Below are 20898 nucleotides of genomic sequence, written 5' to 3'. Positions count from 1 at the left end.
AAATAATGAATAAAATCAAACTATTGACTTTGGCTGTTAGTGTGGTTTTAACTGCTTGTGCTACAACAACTCCTAAGGTAGTCAAAACGCCAAAAACAGTATCTACAAATGCAGATATGCCTGTTTTGCCCACTCCACTAGACCCTAAAAATGTTTTGGCAATGGCGTTACAAACCCAAGTACGTTCAGCTTTTTCATATCAAACCGATGTTTACGTTTTTAATAACAAGGCAGACTCTAAAGATAAAAATTTTATTGAAGACGATACAAATAATAAAGCTTATGATAACTGTGAAACGATTCATGATACAGCTTATATTAAATTAGCAAAAGAAGCGAAACAGCAAAATAAAGATATTAAATTTGAAGAGTATCACGATAAAACTGATGCGTTGCTTCAGGATTATAAGGCGTGTCGTGACAAAGAAAACACATATCAAACATTTGACTTTAAAGATTTTTATGAAAAAACAAAAGATCAAAGCCCTCAAAATCGAGCAAATGCTTTTTTAGAGCAAAGTGATAAACACATCCAAGAACAGGCAGTTACCAAAGCGTTTGACAAAGATGATAAAACCTCTCAGTTGTTGGAGGAATATTTGCTTAAACCTAGCCATGTTACAATTACAGGACGTTATGAACCGTATAAAGGTACCATCACTGCTTTACCTACTTTTACCTATCAAGCAAAAAACATTGATGCGATGGTAAATCAGCCAATTTATGTTGATGCAAAAGAGGGTAGAATTTATTTTTGGGCGGATAACTTAGCACTGGCGAATAACCGTCTTTTGGATAAAACGTTAGGCGACCAATGGCAAAATAAATGGTTATATCTTTCTATTAACGATGGTAGTCTCCCTAAAGATTTTACTAAAGAATTGGTAAAAGCTTTTATTCGGGCAAAAGCAGAAGCGTTTTTGGCATTGCCACAACATAGTTTTGCTAAAATTGATGAACAAGAACTAACTAAAACACCCCTAATTTATCAAAATCTACCCCAAAATGCCCAAACGGTCATTCATAATACACCTTATATCGTTCGAACCCAAATCACTGAAAAAGATAAAGCTTATAGCCGTTACGTCTTTTTAGATACTTTTTATCATGAAATTACTAAAAAATATCCTGAATTAACGCTTGAAAACGCGCTGGGTATATACACCAATCGGTTTTTTGAGCGTTATATTCGCGAAGGTGAAAGTGTAATTCATGTCAGCAATCTTCAGCAAGATGAATCAAAAAATCAGAATATGGCAGAAGCTTTGTTTTCCAAAATGAACAGCAAGGCTTTAACTGTTTTGTTATTAAAGCGTGTGAATGATGAAATAGACCGTTATGTAACGGAAGCTATTAATTTAACAGAAGGGGAAAATAGCTCACCTGCAATCAGTCATTATGGTATTGAAAATGGCAAGGTAACTTGGATACATCAAAGACTGTCTTGGGATAAATCTTTGCCAGCTAAATTGTCATCAGTAACACAAGACAAAGCAGTTTTTTTAGATAATTTTACTCAATTGCATCAAGATAAAAAAGAACTTGGCAAATTTTCACGCTTACCAAGCATTCATCAAATACCAAATGAGCAAAATAGTGTAAATATTTTAGACTATAAAAATGATTTGGTTCAAAAAATTAAAAATAGCGATGATAAATATTTGTCAATCTTGTTGGCATTATTGGATATGGATAGCAACCAAGGGATTGATAAGCAATCTGATGAAACGCCTTTATTGGATGATGATAGTGATAACAAAGACAATCAAGAGCCATAATGGTCATTTAAAATTAAAGCCCAGTTATAAAATTGGGCTTTAATTTTTTGTTTAATTTTAAGATTTTAATAAATGGTTTTCTAGGTAATGAATGTTTTGAGCTTCTTCGGTAAAGGCTTCATCTTGCAAAATCACATCGCGATGCAAAGGAATGTTGGTTTTAATACCTTCAATAACCAGTTCATCTAAGGCGTGCAACATTTTTGCAACCGCTTGTCTGCGAGTTTGTGCGTGGCAAATTAATTTACCAATCAAGGAATCATAATAACTGGGTATGGTATAACCTTGATACAGATGCGAATCGAAACGCACCCCCGAACCGCTTGGCGCAAATAAAGTATCAATGCGGCCCGGGCAGGGCATAAAGTTTTTAGGGTCTTCAGCGTTAATACGGCATTCTAAAGCATGTCCGCGGATGTTAATTTCATCTTGATGGTAGGATAGTCCATAACCTGCCGCAATTTTTAGCTGCTCAACAACAATATCAATGCCTGTAATCATTTCAGTAACAGGATGTTCTACTTGAACACGGGTATTCATTTCAATAAAGAAAAACTGGTCATTTTCGTATAAAAATTCAAATGTTCCAGCACCACGATAACCAATTTGTTTGCATGCACGTACACAGGCTTCTAAAATAGGCGCTTTGATGTCATCAGCAATGCTTGGAGCCGGAGCTTCTTCAAGTACTTTTTGGTGGCGACGTTGTAATGAACAATCTCTATCAAATAAATGAATGGCATTGCCATTACCATCACCTAACACCTGAACTTCAACATGGCGAGGATTTTTGAGAAATCTTTCCATATAAACAGTATCATCGCCAAACGCACTTTCGGCTTCAGCTTTTGCGGCTTGAACTTGATGGATTAGTTCTTCAAATCGTTCTACCACACGCATACCGCGACCACCACCACCAGCCGCTGCTTTTACAATCAAAGGAAAGCCAATATTACGAGCTTGCTCTTCAGCATTGTGTAGGGTGATTGCACCAACTGAACCTGGTACGGTGGGTACGCCAGCTTCTTTCATGGCGTTAATGGCTGATACTTTATTGCCCATTAAGCGAATGTGGTCAGGATGTGGGCCAACAAAGGTTAAACCTGCCTCCTCTACCTTTTCGGCAAAGTCAGCATTTTCAGATAAAAAACCATAGCCTGGATGAATGGCATCCGCTCCTGTAATGTCAGCGGCTGCAAGTAGGGCATTGCTGTTTAAATAACTTTGCGATGAAGGCGCATTGCCAATACAAACCGCTTCATCAACAAAACGTAAGTGCATCAAATCCTTATCAGCGGTTGAATAAACGCCCACGGTTTGAATGCCAAGCTGTTTACAAGCACGTACAATTCGTAGAGCTATTTCACCACGATTGGCAATTAATAACTTTTTAATCATAATGCACCTTAGGCTTTATAGCGAATCACAGGCTGACCAAATTGTACCACCTCACCATTAGATACTAAAATCTCTTCAATGATGCCACTTTGTGTAGCTTCTAAGGGATTCATGATTTTCATTGCTTCAATAATCCCTAACTGGTCGCCAGCTTCTACTTCTTGACCAACTTTAACAAATGGCGGGTCATTAGGACTTGGTGCTGAATAAAATACACCAACCATTGGTGAGTTTTCTACTTTGCCGTTTATAACTTTAGTTTCAGATGCAACAGGCGTAGCTGTAGGGGTTGGAGCGACGGCTTGAGGGACAAAGGCGGTTTGTACGGCGACATTACGTGTCAGATGAATATAGCTTTCATCATTGCCATATTCAAGATTGGCTAAATCTTTTTCTTCCATTAAATCAATAAGTTCACGGATTTGATTGATGTCCATCATGACCACCTTTGTAAAAACGAAAATAACCTTTATTGTAACAAATTTTTGCAAAACCGACTAGGTTTTATGGTAAGTTTTGCCTATTTTAACAAATTTAGTACAATTGTTCATTAATTTTTTGGATTTTTAATCAATTCATCATACCAATCAGGATGTTGCCATTTGATGGTCTTAGTTGGTGTATAATGTGCCATTTGATTCAAAAGTATTTCAGGGTCATCGCTGACGCAAACTAATTTAAGATTATCAGCAGGCATAAAGCCACAATCTGCGGTATTTTTAAGTAAATCCAACAAAGGATTGAAAAAACCATTGGTGTTTAGCAGGCCAATCGGGCTGTTATCCAGTTCTAATTGAGCATTGGATAAAACCTCAAATAGTTCTTCGTATGTGCCAAGCCCGCCCGCCATGGCAATATAGGCATCAGCCAACTCAATCATTTTAAGTTTTCTTTGCGACATGGTTTCTGTCATAATCAGCTTGGTTAAGCCTTTATGTGCAACTTCTTTTTCGTCTAAAAAATGTGGGATTACACCCGTTGCCAGTCCACCATGCTCTAAAACGCTGTCTGCCAAAACGCCCATTAAACCTGCACTACCACCACCATAAACCAAGTGACTACCACGTTTTGCAATGGCTTTGCCCATTTGTTTGGCAGCGTAATAATAATCAGGTGTTAATCCTAGATTTGAACCGCAATAAACGGTGATATTTTGCATTGAATTCATATTATTTCACAATGTATCAAATTGAAGATAGATGGGGGTAATTTTATAAAAATTAAAGGGTAATCTGCTTTATTTGAGCTTATTGGGAAAATTTGATTGCCATGAGTTTGGGCAAAAAAACACCTAAAAAACCAGCTCGTAGTATGAATAATAAATAAATACTAAGATAAATCGCTATGGTTGAAAAATATATGGATAAAAGGACGCTGCCAATAAAAAATAGCGCGCCTGATAATAGGTAAGCACAACGAATTTGCTGACCTGCGGTTGCTCCAAAGTATACACCATCAAGCCAATATGCCCAAACTCCAATGATTGGTAAAATAATTACAAAACCACTATGTTGTTTGGCAACAGCAAAAACAGACGGATTTTTTGCAAGTAGATGCAGATATACATCAATGCCATAAAACCAAATTATGCTCAAAATACAAGCAAAAATTGCAATAATAATTCCAGTTTTTTTAACAGCAAGATAAAATACCAATCGCTTTTGCTTGCCAATAGCCATACCACATAGGGTTTCTGTTGCAAGAGCAATGCCATCTAAGGCGTATGCTGATAAAGTCATAATTTGCATTAGTAGAGTATAACTTGCCAAAAAAACATCCCCATGCAAGCTAGCCAGTTTGGTTATCCATGCAAAACATAAGGTTAAAATCAGTGTGCGAATAAAAATATCTTTATTGAGCGTCAGCAACTGTTTTAGTTTACTTTTGGTAAATTCTTGTTTTTTAAATGAGAAAAATTCTTTTATGGATAATCTTAATTGACGTTTGATAAGCCATATTCCCCAAAATACGCCCATCCAAAATGCTATCGTTGTACCCAAAGCAATGCCCACGATACCAAGATGAAAAATTTTGACAAACACCAAACTTAATATGATATTACTTAAAGTCAAACTGCTTTGTACTAAAAATAGTAATCGAGTTTGACCAAGACCAATTAAAAATCCTGAAATGCTAAAATAAATCAGTTGGGCGGGTGCACCCAAAAAACGTACAGATAAATAGTTTTGGGCAGCAAGTTTGGCTTGAAAGCTTCCTGATAACAATGACAATCCTAAATTGCTGATGACTTTTTGAGACACAAACAGCAGTAATCCAAAAACCAATGCTATTAAGCAAGCGCGCCACCAAATCGCAATAAGAATAGAGGCGCTAGTTGTTTTTTGCCCAATTGCTTGAGCGGTTTGTCCAGATGTGGCGTATTGTAAAAAATTAAAACTGACAAATACTACTGCTAAAAGCTGTGTTGCCAGCCCAATCGCTGAAAGTTCAGCGGTATTGCCTGATTGAGCGATAAGAGCAATATCAATCAATCCTTGCAAGGGTGTGATAAAACCAGTCAAAATTGCAAATGTAGCAATCTGAAATATTTTTTGATAGCTGATGATATGCATATTTAGGTAGGTTTAGACCAGTGAACTGGTAAAAAGATGGTCGCATGAAGATAAATGCAAAAAAGGCGGGCAGATACATGCACTTATAAAAACGCCAATAGTATTGAGAGGTCGTAAAAAGCGCAATCAAAACGGCAATTTAATTTAAATTGCCGTAATGAATGGTTTTTCATCATTATTTATATGATTTAATAATTATTTATGTGCGCCACCTTATTTTGTGGTAGCGCCTTTATCATCAGCTTTTGCTTCAGCTTGGTTGTCTGTTGGTGTTTTATCTGATGCAGCATTGTTTTCACTGTCAGTTTTGGATTCTGCAGCTTTATCAGCGCCTTTATCATCAGCTTTTGCTTCAGCTTGATTGTTTGATTCGGCTTCTGCTGGTTTTGCCTCATCTGCTTTGTCAGAAGTTTTATCTTCAGCTGGTTTTTCTGCTTCTGCTGTCGCTTCTTGCGCCTTAGGTTCTTCTGCTTTTGGCGCATCAATAGCTTGTAACTTTTCTTCTAGTGCTTTGCCATGAACGGTGGCAGGCGTGGTTGCAAGTTCATGATTACCAGCAGGGCGAAACCATGCAGATATTGCAATGCTTGAAATAATTGTTAGTAATACAACAATGCCAATAAGGGCATGTACAGTCTCTTTTGCTGGGTTGTTATTTGAAGCATCATGTGCCATAAATCACCTGTCATCAAGATGGGTTTATTAAATATTAAGTTACTCAAAAATTAAGTATCATTTCGCTATTATATACCAATTTTTATATTTTTGTACAATGGCTTTGTGGTTTTGATGACTATTTTATTGAGTTTTATCATTTTTTAGTCTTGCACGCCATCAGCTGTGTAAATTAATTGATTGGCACTGCTTTGACCACTGTATTTTTTGGCAATATAACTTAACCAAATCAGTATAGCGCAAATCAACAAAATTGGCATACTGCCCACGTACATAAACGGCGTATTTCCAGTAAATGTTGGTACAGTCCCGCGTAATACAGTTCGTTCAAATTGCGGTGCTTGTTTTATGATATTGCCTTTTTCGTCAATCAGTACAGTGATTCCGTTGTTGGTAGCTCGAATAAACCAGCGTCCAGTTTCCAAACTGCGCATTTGCACCATTTGCAGATGTTGGTGAGGGCCGTTGGTTGTGCCAAACCATGCATCATTAGAAATGGTTAATAATAATCCACTGTCTTTGGCGTTACGGCGCGTGGTGTCAGGATAAGCTACTTCATAGCAAATTGCTGCCCCTATTTTTTTATTTTTTACAGTCAAAAGGTCTTGTTTGGTTTCACCTTTGCTAAGACTGACTAAATTTGCTCCCGCTAAATCTGGCAGTAAATCTAGCAGCCCAGAAAAAGGAATGTATTCTCCAAATGGCACTAAATTTTGTTTGAAATACAGACCGTTTGCATCTTGACCTTCTGCCATGACGCTGTTATAAGCTTTAGGGTAGGCTTGGGTTTTTGGGTTAAAATTTTGTGTATCGCGATATAGTATGCCAAATATCCAAGCACTGCCAGCATGATTTGCTTTATTTTTTAAAGCGTTAATGTAGTCTTTTGCTTCATCTTGAAATAAAGGGATGGCGGCTTCTGGCCAAAGTACGATGTCTTGTCCCCATTCATTTTGTGATAAATCATCATAAATTGCCAACGTATCCAAAAGATATTGTTCTTGCCATTTTAAATCTTGAGGAATGTTACCTTGGACTAAAGAGACGCTCAGCGTTTCTTTAGTTTTGGTCGTCCAAGATGGATTGATAAACCATAATGCAGCACCCACCATCAATAGCACACTACTGATAGCAAAATAAGTGTATTTTTTGCGAAATATCTCCACTAAAGATGCACCAAGCAGCACCGCTAAAAAACTGATTCCAAAAACCCCTGTAATGGGCGCAAAACTTGTCATTAAAGGCACTTCGGTAAATGCATAACCTACAAATAGCCAAGGAAAGCCTGTTAAAACCCAAGTTTTGGCAGATTCTTGGATAATCCATAGGCCTGCAAAAGCTAAAGGCTGACGACCCAAAAATTTCACAAAAGACCACGCCATAAATGCATGAAACAATCCCATGATAATTGCCATTGCAACTATCATTAAAATTGCTAAAGCAAATGGAACGTTGCCATAATGGTAAATGGAATGATATAGCCAAAAAGCGCCAAAAATCCATACGCCAAAACCATAAGCTTCACCCACCCAAAATGCTCGGCGACTGTTTTCTTCACTGACTAAAATAATGTATAAAATCATGGGTGAAGTGATAGCCAAAACCCACAGATGATAAGGCGCTAAAGCAAAACCAAAGGTTAAACCTGCCATCAATGCCAAAATCATGGGATAAATTAGTGGGATGGGCTTAGGTTGATGGCGTCTTTGACGTGCAGCACGTCGAGTGCTGAATCTGGATTTTGGTGAAGATGAAAACAGCTTAATCATGGCAAAAAATAAATGAAAAAACGCTATATTCTAGCAAGAAATCATTACTAATATTTGGCTTAATATTACAATTATCTCTTTATTTGTTATTTTTTGTTTGTGTTGATGCAATGATTGTGAGGTGATGGATGAGAAGCTAAGTTAAAAATCAAATGTCCCATTTTATCAGCTTTGACTTGTAGATACTGTTCATTGTGTGGATTGACGCCAACAATCAAAGGTTGTCTTTTGACAATTTCAATACCCATGCTTTCTAATTCACTGACTTTATTCGGATTATTGGTCAAAAGAGCGATTTTTTTTATGTTAAAATGGCCAAACATAACCTGACACATTTCATAGGTACGCGCATCAGCTGGTAAGCCTAAAAGTAAGTTAGCTTCTAGTGTATCATGCCCTTGGTCTTGTAGGGCATAGGCTCGAATTTTATTAACCAATCCAATGCCTCGCCCTTCTTGGCGTAAATACAAAATAGCCCCAGCGCCATGCTGTATGATGGCTTTCATGGCATAATTAAGTTGAGGACCACAGTCGCATTTTAACGAACCAAAGGCATCGCCTGTTAAACATTCTGAGTGGATGCGAATCAAAGGAATTTTGTCATCACAAGGCAGACCTGTGCTTAACATGATGTGTTCTTGTCCATGTTCATTTTCAAAAGCACTAATGGTAAATTCACCATGTATAGTGGGCAATTTGGCACTGCTGATAAATTGATACAAAACATACTCCAACAAATGAAGAAAAAAAATAAATGAGTAAATAACCAAATGATAAGTCAAAGGCTAAAATGAAAAATATGTGAAAAATATCACAATATTTGGCGTTTTTCTAGCAAAAGTAAAGGCTATCTTGTAAAATATCAAAAAATTATCTTATGTTTGATTATTTTGGAAACAAGCCCGCCATGCCAAATACGCCAGCCAGTAGCACAAAAACAGCAGACAAAAAACAACGCCAAGCTAAAGTTTTTCGTGAAATCTTAACCACAAAACCAGATACACCAATTTTAGATAAGGTGGATTTTCCTTGCGATTTAAAATCATTATCTATTGATGAATTAGATCAACTCGCTGATGAAGTGCGTGCTTATTTGTTGTATTGTGTAGGAATCAGTGGTGGGCATTTTGGCGCAAATTTGGGCGTAGTTGAATTAACCATTGCTTTGCATCGGGTATTAAATGCTCCTAATGATAAAATTATTTGGGATGTGGGTCATCAAGCTTACACGCATAAACTCTTGACAGGCAGAAAAAATAGGCTTGCTAGCATTCGCGCTAAAGATGGCTTGACAGCGTTTCCAGAACGCCATGAAAGCGTGTTTGATGTTTTTGGGGTGGGTCATTCATCAACATCAATCTCAGCAGGTCTTGGTATCAGCCTTGCTAACCGCTTACTTAATAAACAAGATAAGGTGGTTTGTGTAATAGGCGATGGAGCAATGACAGGTGGCATGGCGTTTGAGGCAATGAATGATGCTGTTCAGCAAAATGCCAATTTAACAGTTATCTTAAATGATAATGACATGTCGATATCTCAGGCGATTGGTGGATTTTCACGGCATTTAGCAAAACTGTGGCAACATGGTTTGGCAATGGATATTGATAAACACGGTAATATTTTAATGACCAAACGCGCCATCAGTGCCGATGATAGGAGAGTTCGTCATTATTTACATATGGCAAATGATGCTCTTGAAAATTTATCTGATAAACTACCAACAAAAATTACAGAGCGTATTGGTGAAACCATTGGCGGTTTTTTGGGAAAAAATACGCCAGCTGTTCCTTTACCTGATAAAATTGCCGAAAAACTATCTGAGCATGTCTTTGCAGATAATTTATTTAAAGCCATTGGATTTACTTATTTAGGACCTTTTGATGGTCATGATTTGGAAAAACTCATCACTGTGTTTGAGCGTGCCAAAAAGCTATCGGGTGCGGTTTTGATTCATGTGCATACAATCAAGGGTAAAGGATTTTTACCAGCAGAACAAGACCCAATTGGCTATCATGCGATTGGCAAATTACCAAAATCACAAACCATTTCAATACCCAAAACCCAACCCAAAAAATACTCTCAGATTTTTGGGCAATGGTTGTGTGATACAGCAAAAATAGACCAAAATTTAGTTGCCATCACGCCTGCAATGTGCGAAGGTTCGGGAATGGTCGAATTTGCTAAGATGTATCCTCAAAGATTTTTTGATGTTGCTATTGCCGAACAGCACGCAGTAACGCTAGCATCAGGCATGGCAACCATGGGTATTAAACCTGTAGTGGCAATTTATTCCACCTTTTTACAGCGTGGTTATGACCAGTTGGTTCACGATGTAGCGCTGCAAAATCTGGATGTGACGTTTGCAATAGATAGGGCGGGACTAGTTGGTGAGGATGGCGCTACACACGCAGGCGTGTTTGATTTAGCATTCATGCGCTGCTTGCCCAATGTGATTATTGCCACACCAAGTGATGAACACGAGTGCTATCACTTATTAAAGGTTTGTTATGACTATCAAGGCACATCAGCGGTTCGCTACCCTAGAGGTGCGGGTGTGGGACGTGAAATTGGTCAAGGTGGTGATGATTTTTGTATTGGTAAGGCAAATATTGTGCTGCAAACTACCCACAATTCAACCAAAAAATTGGCAGTTTTGGTGTTTGGTACGAGACTGCATGATGCACTTGCGGCAAGTGAGGATTTTTTACAAAAAAACACCGATACAGGCATTACAGTTGTTGATATGCGTTGGGTAAAACCTTTGGATGGTGATTTATTAGACGCATTAATTCAAAATGGTACTACACATATTATGACTGTAGAAGAACATCAATTAATGGGCGGAGCGGGTAGCGCGGTGAATGAATATCTACTTGCTAAAAATTATACTGTATATGTTAAAAATTTAGCCATTGCGGATGTTTATGTGGCTCATGCAAGTCATGCTGAGCAATTGCAGGCGTGTGGTTTAGACAAAACGGGCATTTATCAAGCAATCAATGAATTTGTGCATGTGTTTTGAATTGATTTGCATGCTAGTATAAAATCTGTCAGCATGATACAATGAGAACTTGTGGCTAAAATTGGCGATTATTAACAAAACTTAACATTTAACAAAACTTAACATTTTTCAGTATCTAAGGGGAAATTATGGAACCTATGGTTATCATAGCATCACAAGTTGCTCAAAAAGTGGGCTATGAAATTTTACGAGCTCATCAAAACCGTCATCGTATTGAATTGATGGTGGAATCCAAAGGGCTTGATGGCTTGGTTACACAAATTGACCGTTATGCTGAAGAACTTACCATCAAATTATTAAAAGAAAGTTATCCAAACCATTCATATCTTGGCGAAGAATTTGGTTTGCAAGAAGGCAAGGGAAATGATAAAGATTGGTGTTGGATTATTGACCCATTAGATGGCACGCAAAATTTTGTGCATGGCGTTCCGCATTTTTGTGTATCCATTGCAGTGCAAAAAAACGGCATTACTGAACATGGTGTGGTTTACGACCCAGTGCGTGATGAACTTTTTACTGCAAGTCGTGGACAGGGCGCTAGATTTAATCAGCGTCGTCTTCAAGTATCTGAACGCACAACCATTGCTGGCGGTCTTTTTACTACTGGTCATCCTTATGAGCGCATCATAGATGGTAAAAAGGTCAGCTTTGCTAGCCAGCACTTTCAAAGTTTGCAAGTGATTTGTGAAAATGGCGGTCAAGTTCGTCGTTTGGGTTCGGCAGCGTTGGATTTGTGTTATGTGGCGGCTGGGCGTTTTGATGGATATTTTGAGATGTCCATTAAGCCTTGGGATATTGCAGCGGGCGAACTGATTGTTAATGAAGCACATGGTACAGTAGTAAGTCGCACAGGTGAAAATAACGCCATCTCTTTAGGTTCTATTTTTGCGTGCAACCCAAAATTACTAAAACCTTTGATGCAGCTTGTGATTCCAACTTGGCAAGGTGTATTTAATTCTTAAATCAAAAATAGGCAACTGTATGACTACTTTGACCGATTCGCTCGCAAATATTGTTGGCAAACATAACGTTTTAACCAAATCTGGGCAAATGCAACGATTTATTCATGGTTATCGTTTTGGTCAGGGTAAAGCGGTTTGTGTGGTCATGCCAACAACACTACTACAATATTGGCAAGTACTCCAAGTTTGTGTAAAACACGACGTAGTTATGATTTCTCAGGCGGCAAATACAGGTTTAACAGGCGGCTCGACACCCACCGACACCTCTCGTGACACAGTTGTAATTAATGTTATGAAAATCAAAGGGATACAGCTGATTAATAACGCCACCCAAGTTATTTGTTTGCCAGCTTCCACGCTCAATGAATTAGAAAGTTTGTTATCACCACATGGGCGTGAGCCGCATTCAGTGATTGGGTCATCTTGTATTGGAGCTTCGGTCATCGGTGGGGTGTGTAATAATTCAGGTGGCGCACTGGTTCAGAGAGGACCTGCTTTTACAGAAATGGCATTGTTTGCTCAGGTGGATAAAGACGGTAAATTACAACTGATTAATCACTTGGATATTGAGTTGGGCAATACACCTGAAGAAATTTTAATTAATTTACAAAATGCCAATTATCAACCTACCAGTATTAAAAATGGCAAACGCGGTCATGATAATACCTATCAAAATCACGTAAGAGACGTTGGTGAGGATACTCCTGCTCGCTTTAACGCAGATAGCCATCGCCATTTTGAGGCATCAGGTTCAGCAGGAAAATTAGCAGTTTTTGCAGTACGCTTGGACACATTTGTAAAAGAAGAAGGTGCGAAGGTTTTTTATATTGGTACAAATGGCACCAAAAAACTTGCCAAACTCCGCAAAGATATTTTAAGTCAGTTTGAGCATCTACCCATTTCTGGCGAATACATTCATAAAGATGCTTTTGATATGGCGTGTGTCTATGGTAAGGATACATTTTTGGCCATTGAGCGTTTTGGTACAAAAAATTTGCCTAAATTATTCTCCTTAAAAGCCAAGACTGATAATTTTGCTAAAAATATTCCTTTCTTAGGACAGCATTTTACTGATAATGTCATGCAGTGTTTATCCAAATTTGGCGGCAATCATTTACCCCAAAGAATCTTGGATTTTCGTCAAAAATTTGACCATCATTTGATTTTAAAAGTATCTAAAAACAGCATTCAGCAAACTATTAGCTATTTAACAGATGTATTCAAAGACAGTCAAAGTGATTATTTTGAATGTTCTTCAAAAGAGGCTAATGCTGCTATGTTGCACCGCTTTGCAGTTGCTAGTGCTGCAGTGCGTTATCGAGCGGTACATACAGATACGGTCGAAGACATTGCTGCTATTGATGTGGCACTTCGTAGAAACGATGATGATTGGTTTGAAGTTTTGCCTGATGAACTTGATGCCAAAATTTTACACAAATTATATTATGGACACTTTTTTTGCCACGTCTTCCACCAAGATTATATCGTCAAAAAAGGTCATAACTGGTTAGAAGTTGAGCATGAAATTTTACAATTGCTTGCTAAACGTGGTGCAAAATATCCTGCTGAACATAACGTTGGGCATTTGTATACCGCTGAGAAACCGTTGGCGGATTTTTATCAATCATTAGACCCAACCAATACTTTTAATATTGGTATTGGTAAAACCAGTAAAGAGAAAAATTGGGGCTGCTGTTAATTGTGGCGATGAAATTGCTTGTCAATCAGTAGTTTTGTGATTTATAATTATCGTTTTGATTGCCTATTTAGACTGTTTGAATTTTCAATAAGGGTTTTTTATGACCATAGCAGTAAAATCGTTTCAATTTTCCAAATTGCTTAGCGTGGGGTTGTTGTGCATGGGTTTATTTGCGTGTACAGGTGATAAATCACCAGCAGATAAAGCTCAAAACGCCAGTACGTCAGCAGATGCTAAAAAAATTGCCATTACTGCTATTGTTGAACATCCGTCTTTAGATGCAGTACGTAAGGGCGCTTTAGAGGCGTTGGCAGATGAAGGGTTTAAAGAAGGTCAAAATTTAACTATCAACTTTCAGTCAGCACAGGGCAATATGGCAACTACCGCTCAAATTGCCAAACAGTTTGTTGCTGAAAATCCCGATGTGATTATCGCTATTGCTACGCCATCAGCTCAAGCTATCGTATCCAATACCAATACCATTCCTGTTGTATTTTCAGCAATTACTGACCCTTTAGAAGCAAAACTTGTGCCAAAATTAGACGGTTCTGGCACAAACGTAACTGGCGCATCCGATGCATTACCACTTGAGCCGCAGCTTGAGTTGATTAAAGAGACCATTCCATCAGTAAAAAATATTGGTTTTGTTTATAGCCCCGGCGAGGTTAACTCAACCGTGATACTGAAACTTTTAAAAGAAAAAGCAACCGCAATGGGACTGAATATTATTGAGGCGCCCGCCCAAAAATCAGGCGATATTGCGATGGCAGCCCATAGTTTGGTGGGAAAAGTGGATGTAATTTATACATCAACAGACAATAATGTCATTAATGCTTATGAGGCACTTGCTAAAGTTGCCAAAGAAGCAAAAATTCCTTTAATTTCATCTGACCCTAGTGTGGTTGAGCGTGGAGCAGCCGTTGTTTTGGGGGTTAATTATCATCAACTTGGTACAGAAACAGGTAAAATTACCGCTAAGATTTTAAAAGGTGAAAAACCAGGTCAAATTCCAGTTTATCATGCCAAAGAATTAGACCTAATGGTTAATAAAAAAAGTGCGAGTGAGCAAGGTATTACGATACCACAATCAATATTAGAAAAAGCCAAAAAAGTGGTAGAGTAAGCACGATTTATGAGATTTTAACAAAATACACGCTTAAATTGGGTTTAGGCGTGTGTTTTATTTATATTTGGGGTTGTTATGTCTTGGATTGCCTTTTTTGGGGCGTTAGAAAGTGGATTTATTTACGCTTTGATGGCACTGGGTGTGCTCATTTCCTTTCGCATTTTAGATTTTCCCGATTTAACTGCTGACGGTAGTTTTCCTTTAGGTGGTGCGGTGGCAGCTGTTGCGATTACTTCGGGGGTGAATCCTTGGCTAGCGTGTGGTTTTGGTATGCTTGCTGGAGCGATGGCAGGCGTTGTTACTGCTTGGCTAAATGTTAAAATGGGTATTTTACATCTATTGGCAGGTATTTTGGTCATGACAGCGTTGTATGCCATTAATTTACGCATCATGGGGGCTCCAAATTTATCATTACTGGGAGAGTCAACAGTCTTTAGCCCCTTTATCATCGATGGTAATGGCGATTGGGAGCGTGCTGTTGTCGCTGCAGCAGTTGTCATGGTAGTTAAATTACTTTTGGACTGGTTTTTTAGCACCGAATCTGGACTTGCTATGCGCGCAACTGGCTCTAACGTTAAAATGGCGCAAGCCCAAGGTATCAATACGCCGTTGATGGTAATTTTGGGCATGGCAATTAGTAATGGTTTGATTGCACTATCAGGTGCATTATTTGTACAAACGCAAGGTGGTGCAGATGTTTCTGTGGGTATTGGTACCATTGTGATTGGTTTGGCAGCAGTGATTATTGGTGAAACGGTATTAAATGCCAAAAAGATGTTTTTAATCACTTTGGCTACTGTGGTTGGTGCGGTGATTTATAAATTATTGGTTCAAGTTGCCTTATCTAGTCAAACCCTTCGTAACATTGGTTTTGGTCCACAAGATTTAAATTTAGTTACCGCGCTTTTGGTTGCTAGTGCATTGCTTTTGCCAAAGGTTCGTGCCAAATTATTTCACGCGATAAAAAGGGGGAAATAACTTATGATGAAAGCCCAAGATTTGCGCCTGACGTTTAATAAAGGCACGCCAATTGAAAACCCCGCCCTACAAGGTGTAAGCCTAAATATTGCTGATGGTGAGTTTGTTACGGTCATTGGCACTAATGGCGCTGGAAAATCTACATTTTTAAATGCTATTAGTGGCGCAGTACGTGTGGATAGTGGCTCTATTGTTATTAATGGAACTGATGTAACAAAAAAACCAACGCATCAGCGCAGTCACTGGGTGGCGCGTGTTTTTCAAGACCCAATGGCAGGTACTTGTGAGGCTTTAACTATTGAAGAAAATATGGCGCTGGCCTTTAAGCGTGGTGACACACGCAGTTTAAAAAGCGCTTTAAACCACAACAATCGTGAGCTATTTCGTGAAAAACTGGCGATTTTAAAATTAGGTTTGGAAAATCGTTTAACTGACCGAATGGGTTTGTTGTCAGGCGGTCAGCGTCAGGCGGTCAGTCTATTAATGGCAAGTCTTCAGCCTTCAAAAATTTTGTTGTTAGACGAACATACAGCAGCGCTTGACCCAAAAACAGCAGCCTTTGTATTGGAATTGACAGATACTATTGTAAACGAAGGTAAACTAACAACCATGATGGTAACCCACTCTATGCAGCAAGCATTATCACATGGTACCAGAACCGTCATGTTACATCGAGGTCAAGTGGTACTTGATGTATCTGGCAATGACCGAAAAGGTATGACAGTTAATGATTTGCTGCAAATGTTTGAAAAAACACGTGGTGAAAAAGTAGAAGATGATAGTTTGATTTTGGGTTAAATACAAAAGATTAAAAAGTTGGTAAATTATGCATAACAATGAAAATATAGCACGTTTATTAGTAACTTGTGAGGATCAATCCGGAATTGTTCAGGCAGTTTCAGGGTTTTTATATCATCACGGAGCCAACATTGTTTCTTTAGATCAGCATACCACAGAAGCCTATGGTGGCAAGTATTTTATGCGTGTGGAGTTTCATTTAGCGGATTTGATTGCAAAAAAGGAAAATTTACTCAGTACATTTGAGCTCAATGTTGCGCAAAAATACCAAATGAATTGGAGGTTATCTGTTGCCAGCGAATTAAAAAAAGTTGGACTTTTGGTTTCTAAAGAAGACCATGCGCTGCTTGAGCTACTTTGGCTTTATAGCCGTGGTGCGTTACCTTGCCAAATCACCAAAGTAGTCTCTAATCACGCTGATTTGCAAGATTCTGTTGAACGTTTTGGTATTGAGTTTGTTCATGTTCCTGTGGATAAAAACGATAAAGAAAGCGCTTATGATAAAATTAATGAACTTTTAGCAGAAAATGACCTGTTGGTTTTAGCGCGCTACATGCAGATTTTAAGTCCAAAGTTTGTTGCCAATTGGGAAAATAAAATCATTAATATCCATCATTCGTTTTTACCAGCGTTTGTGGGTGCAAATCCTTATAAACAAGCTTTTGATAAAGGTGTAAAATTGATTGGCGCAACTGCTCATTATGTAACATCTGAACTTGACGAGGGTCCGATTATTGAGCAAAGCGTAGAACGTGTTAGTCATCGTTTTGATGTTGATGAATTAAGAGAACTTGGTAGAAAAATTGAACGGGAAGTGTTGGCGCGAGCCGTTAAATGGCATTTGGAAGATCGTATTATTTTAGATGGTCATAAAACGGTTGTTTTTGACTAACTGATAAAGTTTTTTTGCTAAAAATATTTTTAAAATAAGGTTAATAATCAGTCATTGGTTAATTAACCTTATTTTGTCTGTAGCGCCTGAATACCTAAATCAATCCACTGCCTTAACTGCTGACTGTTATCAATATCCAACTCAGAAATAGACCAAAAATTCATTGTTCGTTTACCTTTTTTGGTGTTATAAATAAATTGTTTGCCTTGATAGCGAATAAAAGTTGGTAAAGTTTGCGTAGAAGTTTTAATAAAAACATTATTCTCATCATCAATGATGGCAATAATTTTTTGTTGATACAATAAACAAGACACCCCAAACATTTTATATTTATGAAGCGAATAATTAGGTAATTGATCTAATAAATAATCCACAAATTCATCATCAATCATGGATTTCACCTTATAAATGAGATATACAAAAACTTACTGGCGACACCAAGAAAAACAAAATCCAATTTTATATATTTCGGCGTTTGATATTACCAATCAAGAAATTTATCGTGTGGAAGTTTTTGCTGATGGTAGGCAGTTATACGCCGACCAAACCAACACACCCGACGATGATTGCTATATATATGGCATTACTCTACAAGAAGTTTTAATGTTTGATGACCCGAAAGCTGAATTATTTTCTATAGAAATTAGTGAACAAGAGTTTAATGAATATTGGCAAAAAGCGGATAATCCTAAGTACTTAAAATAAGATTAATTTTTCAGTAAATTTTCAAACGCCCTCAATTCATCTGCTACAAAATCCGTAATGTTTTCGATTTGTGGCAGTGCGGTTGCGCAAGCGGTAATACCAAAATCCAATGCATCTTGGTGATTGATGATGGTGATGTTAAGTGCCTGACCATCAAATAATACAGATGCCGGATAAATTCCAGTTAATTTTGCCCCATGTAAGTACAAAGGCGTGCTGTCAGCAGGTACATTTGAGATAATCAAATTAAATGCTTGACGAGATGGAAATGCTCCCGTCGCCAAATTAAGCATTGCCCAAGCGTAAACAGTAGCGCTGTAGTTGATAATTTGACTTTGACTCATTCGTGAAAACCGAGCTTTGCCGTCAGAAACACTCTGCTTGATGGCAGTCAATCTGGCGATGGCGTTGCCAAAATGTGTGCCAAGATTTGCTAATAAAAAAGAAATTTGATTGCCATTTGTACTATCATCTTTACGCAAAGAAATGGGTACAAAAGCAATTAAAGGCTTATCTGGAAGTGCATTTTGAGTGAGTAAATATCGTCTGAGTGCGCCTGAACAAATCGCTAAAATCACATCATTGGTAGTTGTATTAAAATATTTAGCAATATTCAAAAATCGTTTTTTGGCAAATGATTGCACTGATAAATGACGCGTACTGGTAATTTTTTGATTTAAAATAGACTTTGGAGCGTCAAAAGTGCTGACAAAATAGGAATGTTGATTTAGTTTATTCTTTAGGCTTGATAATAACTCAGTGCCAACAGGCTTGATGGTAGAAACTTGTTCCTTGAGAAGTTGCCATTTTGATTTATAGGTAGGTAAAATCCCATCAAGTTGTTTGTGTCTTTCGGGGGTGAATGCCCAAAAAGGCGTTGTTAGAAGTGCATTTTTATCAGTAGATAGAGAACGTTGCAGGAGGCGAATTGCAGCAATACCATCGGCTACAGAATGGTGAATTTTCAACCAAATAGCGAACCGCTCTGGAGCCCCCTCGCAGACAGGTGCAATGCCTTCTATAAGGTGGAACTCCCAAAGCGGTCGGTCTTTATCCATTGTACGGCTGTGTTCATGAGAAAGATAGGCAAACAGCTCTTTGGTTCCACTCACGTGATTGTATTTTGGTAGGGCGATATGATGAAAATGGTATTCAATATCAAATTCTTTATCATCACACCAAAAAAAATGTTTATATAAAACTTGACCAAAAGGGGAGGTTGGCTGAAAATTTTTGCTACGTATATGACAAACCAATTGAGCAAAAAAATCCTCATTATCACTTGGCAACTCAAAAACACACAATCCAGCAACATGCATTGGTTGTTTACGATTTTCCAAAAACAAAAATAGATAATCAATCGCCGACAATGGTCGGATATTATTTACTAACTGCATGGTCTTTAATCAATGCCGTTATTGGAAAAAATAGCCTGTTTGAGGAGAGCTAGCTGTTGCCATTTTTTGCATGGGCATGCGACCTGCTAAAAATGCCAAACGACCACTAATAACAGCATTTTTCATCGCTTGTGCCATTAAAATTGGGTCTTTAGCATAAGCAATTGCAGAATTCATCAAAACACCATCACAACCAAGTTCCATGGCAATGGCTGCATCTGATGCGGTACCAACGCCAGCATCAACCAAAATTGGTACGGTGGCATTTTCAATGATAAGGCTAAGTGTGTGGCGATTTAATAGACCCAAACCTGAACCAATCAAACTTCCTAGAGGCATAACTGCTACACAGCCCATATCTTGCAGTTCTTTAGCAATGATAGGGTCATCTGATGTATAAACCATTACATCAAAACCATCATCAATGAGAATTTTGGCGGCTTTTAGAGTTTCAGTTACGTTGGGATATAAGGTTTTGTCATCGCCTAAAACTTCAAGTTTGACTAAATTATGACCATCTAGCAATTCTCGAGCAAGTTGGCAGGTGCGAATGGCACTGTCAGCATCAAAACAGCCAGCAGTATTGGGCAAAATGGTATAATTTTGGGGGGAGATAACATCCAATAGGTTTGGCTGGTCTTTATGTTGACCAATATTGGTGCGACGAATAGCGACAGTAATAATTTGGCTACCACTGGCAGCAATCGCATCGGCAGTTTGGTTTAAATCTTGATATTTACCTGTACCTACCAATAATCGCGAAGAAAAACGACGCGTGCCAATGGTCAAAATATCGGTGTCTGTCATTGTTATCCCCTATTTAAAATAGGGTGATATTATAACAGATTTTTTAGGAAATGATATATTCTGCTTAAATTGCCAAATCAATCAAGAGAATAAGCCAAAAATTTAAGCAGCTTTCAATGGCATGGTTTTTGCTTTATTTGAGTTAGATAATTTTTGCAAAGTGGCTTTAATCATGTCGCTGGTAATAGGAGTTTCTTGTCCATTAGTTAGAAGATTCATTTCAAATTTTTCTGTGTTTTGTGCTTTCATGGCTATTACCTGTAATTTTAGATAGGTGGCTAGTTGCTGTTTATTCTATCTAATAATACAAACGTACACA

At 38.1% G+C, this 20898-nt stretch carries 20 protein-coding genes; 9 read left to right on the top strand and 11 right to left on the bottom strand.

The window, feature by feature from the left end; all coding sequences use genetic code 11:
• The first annotated feature begins 5 nt into the window (after positions 1-5).
• Positions 6-1778: a hypothetical protein gene (locus tag ACZBKJ_RS08785; protein ID WP_463200673.1), complete on the top strand. Its 1773-nt coding sequence runs from the start codon at positions 6-8 to the stop codon at positions 1776-1778.
• A 57-nt stretch (positions 1779-1835) separates the two neighbouring features.
• Here ACZBKJ_RS08785 and accC read toward each other — a convergent pair whose 3' ends face one another.
• The 7 genes from accC to ribA form a co-directional block, all read right to left on the bottom strand.
• On the bottom strand, positions 1836-3176 hold the full coding sequence (gene accC / locus ACZBKJ_RS08780; RefSeq protein WP_463200672.1) for an acetyl-CoA carboxylase biotin carboxylase subunit: 1341 nt from the start codon (positions 3174-3176) through the stop codon (positions 1836-1838).
• Between the two features lie 8 nt (positions 3177-3184).
• Complete coding sequence (accB, locus tag ACZBKJ_RS08775) at positions 3185-3613, bottom strand: acetyl-CoA carboxylase biotin carboxyl carrier protein (protein ID WP_463200682.1); 429 nt, start codon at positions 3611-3613, stop codon at positions 3185-3187.
• 113 nt (positions 3614-3726) lie between these two features.
• Positions 3727-4344, bottom strand: a complete 618-nt coding sequence (locus tag ACZBKJ_RS08770; protein ID WP_463200671.1) for an LOG family protein — start codon at positions 4342-4344, stop codon at positions 3727-3729.
• A 79-nt stretch (positions 4345-4423) separates the two neighbouring features.
• On the bottom strand, positions 4424-5749 hold the full coding sequence (locus ACZBKJ_RS08765; protein WP_463200670.1) for an MATE family efflux transporter: 1326 nt from the start codon (positions 5747-5749) through the stop codon (positions 4424-4426).
• Positions 5750-5962: 213 nt separating this feature from the next.
• Positions 5963-6424, bottom strand: coding sequence for a hypothetical protein (locus ACZBKJ_RS08760; protein ID WP_463200668.1), 462 nt, complete (start codon positions 6422-6424; stop codon positions 5963-5965).
• Positions 6425-6567: 143 nt separating this feature from the next.
• Complete coding sequence (gene lnt / locus ACZBKJ_RS08755) at positions 6568-8193, bottom strand: apolipoprotein N-acyltransferase (RefSeq protein ID WP_463200667.1); 1626 nt, start codon at positions 8191-8193, stop codon at positions 6568-6570.
• Between the two features lie 86 nt (positions 8194-8279).
• Positions 8280-8915 carry a GTP cyclohydrolase II gene (gene ribA, locus ACZBKJ_RS08750; RefSeq protein WP_463200665.1) on the bottom strand — a complete coding sequence of 212 codons (636 nt, stop codon included), beginning with the start codon at positions 8913-8915 and terminating at the stop codon, positions 8280-8282.
• 185 nt (positions 8916-9100) lie between these two features.
• On the opposite strand from ribA, the gene dxs reads away from it, so the two are divergent.
• From dxs to purU, 7 genes are all read left to right on the top strand, one after another.
• Entirely contained in the window at positions 9101-11215 is a 2115-nt protein-coding gene (gene dxs / locus ACZBKJ_RS08745; protein WP_463200681.1) for a 1-deoxy-D-xylulose-5-phosphate synthase, read from the top strand.
• Positions 11216-11343: 128 nt separating this feature from the next.
• Positions 11344-12177, top strand: coding sequence for an inositol monophosphatase family protein (locus tag ACZBKJ_RS08740; protein WP_463200664.1), 834 nt, complete (start codon positions 11344-11346; stop codon positions 12175-12177).
• A gap of 19 nt (positions 12178-12196) precedes the next feature.
• Positions 12197-13876: a D-lactate dehydrogenase gene (dld, locus tag ACZBKJ_RS08735; protein WP_463200663.1), complete on the top strand. Its 1680-nt coding sequence runs from the start codon at positions 12197-12199 to the stop codon at positions 13874-13876.
• Between the two features lie 100 nt (positions 13877-13976).
• The gene (locus ACZBKJ_RS08730) at positions 13977-14999 is read left to right on the top strand and encodes an ABC transporter substrate-binding protein (RefSeq protein ID WP_463200661.1); all 1023 of its coding nucleotides are present in this window, start codon (positions 13977-13979) and stop codon (positions 14997-14999) included.
• Positions 15000-15077: 78 nt separating this feature from the next.
• Complete coding sequence (locus ACZBKJ_RS08725) at positions 15078-15980, top strand: ABC transporter permease (RefSeq protein ID WP_463200660.1); 903 nt, start codon at positions 15078-15080, stop codon at positions 15978-15980.
• Between the two features lie 3 nt (positions 15981-15983).
• The gene (locus ACZBKJ_RS08720) at positions 15984-16778 is read left to right on the top strand and encodes an ABC transporter ATP-binding protein (protein WP_463200658.1); all 795 of its coding nucleotides are present in this window, start codon (positions 15984-15986) and stop codon (positions 16776-16778) included.
• A gap of 28 nt (positions 16779-16806) precedes the next feature.
• Positions 16807-17670 carry a formyltetrahydrofolate deformylase gene (gene purU, locus ACZBKJ_RS08715; RefSeq protein ID WP_463200656.1) on the top strand — a complete coding sequence of 288 codons (864 nt, stop codon included), beginning with the start codon at positions 16807-16809 and terminating at the stop codon, positions 17668-17670.
• 68 nt (positions 17671-17738) lie between these two features.
• On the opposite strand, the gene ACZBKJ_RS08710 is transcribed toward purU, so the two are convergent.
• Positions 17739-18062, bottom strand: a complete 324-nt coding sequence (locus tag ACZBKJ_RS08710; protein ID WP_463200654.1) for a TfoX/Sxy family protein — start codon at positions 18060-18062, stop codon at positions 17739-17741.
• Between the two features lie 16 nt (positions 18063-18078).
• Between ACZBKJ_RS08710 and ACZBKJ_RS08705 the strand changes: the two genes are divergently transcribed.
• The gene (locus tag ACZBKJ_RS08705) at positions 18079-18375 is read left to right on the top strand and encodes a DUF6881 domain-containing protein (RefSeq protein WP_463200653.1); all 297 of its coding nucleotides are present in this window, start codon (positions 18079-18081) and stop codon (positions 18373-18375) included.
• Positions 18376-18377: 2 nt separating this feature from the next.
• Here the strand turns inward: ACZBKJ_RS08705 and ACZBKJ_RS08700 are convergent, their stop codons facing one another.
• The 3 genes from ACZBKJ_RS08700 to ACZBKJ_RS08690 form a co-directional block, all read right to left on the bottom strand.
• Positions 18378-19772 carry a WS/DGAT/MGAT family O-acyltransferase gene (locus ACZBKJ_RS08700; RefSeq protein ID WP_463200651.1) on the bottom strand — a complete coding sequence of 465 codons (1395 nt, stop codon included), beginning with the start codon at positions 19770-19772 and terminating at the stop codon, positions 18378-18380.
• Positions 19773-19790: 18 nt separating this feature from the next.
• The gene (locus ACZBKJ_RS08695) at positions 19791-20579 is read right to left on the bottom strand and encodes a thiazole synthase (protein WP_463200650.1); all 789 of its coding nucleotides are present in this window, start codon (positions 20577-20579) and stop codon (positions 19791-19793) included.
• 102 nt (positions 20580-20681) lie between these two features.
• Positions 20682-20828, bottom strand: a complete 147-nt coding sequence (locus ACZBKJ_RS08690) for a hypothetical protein (RefSeq protein WP_463200649.1) — start codon at positions 20826-20828, stop codon at positions 20682-20684.
• Positions 20829-20898: the final 70 nt, after the last annotated feature.

The sequence above is a fragment of the Moraxella sp. I5G genome, from assembly GCF_055193055.1.
Note: the sequence above shows the minus strand (reverse complement) of the source record. Positions and strands in the feature narration are given on the sequence as shown.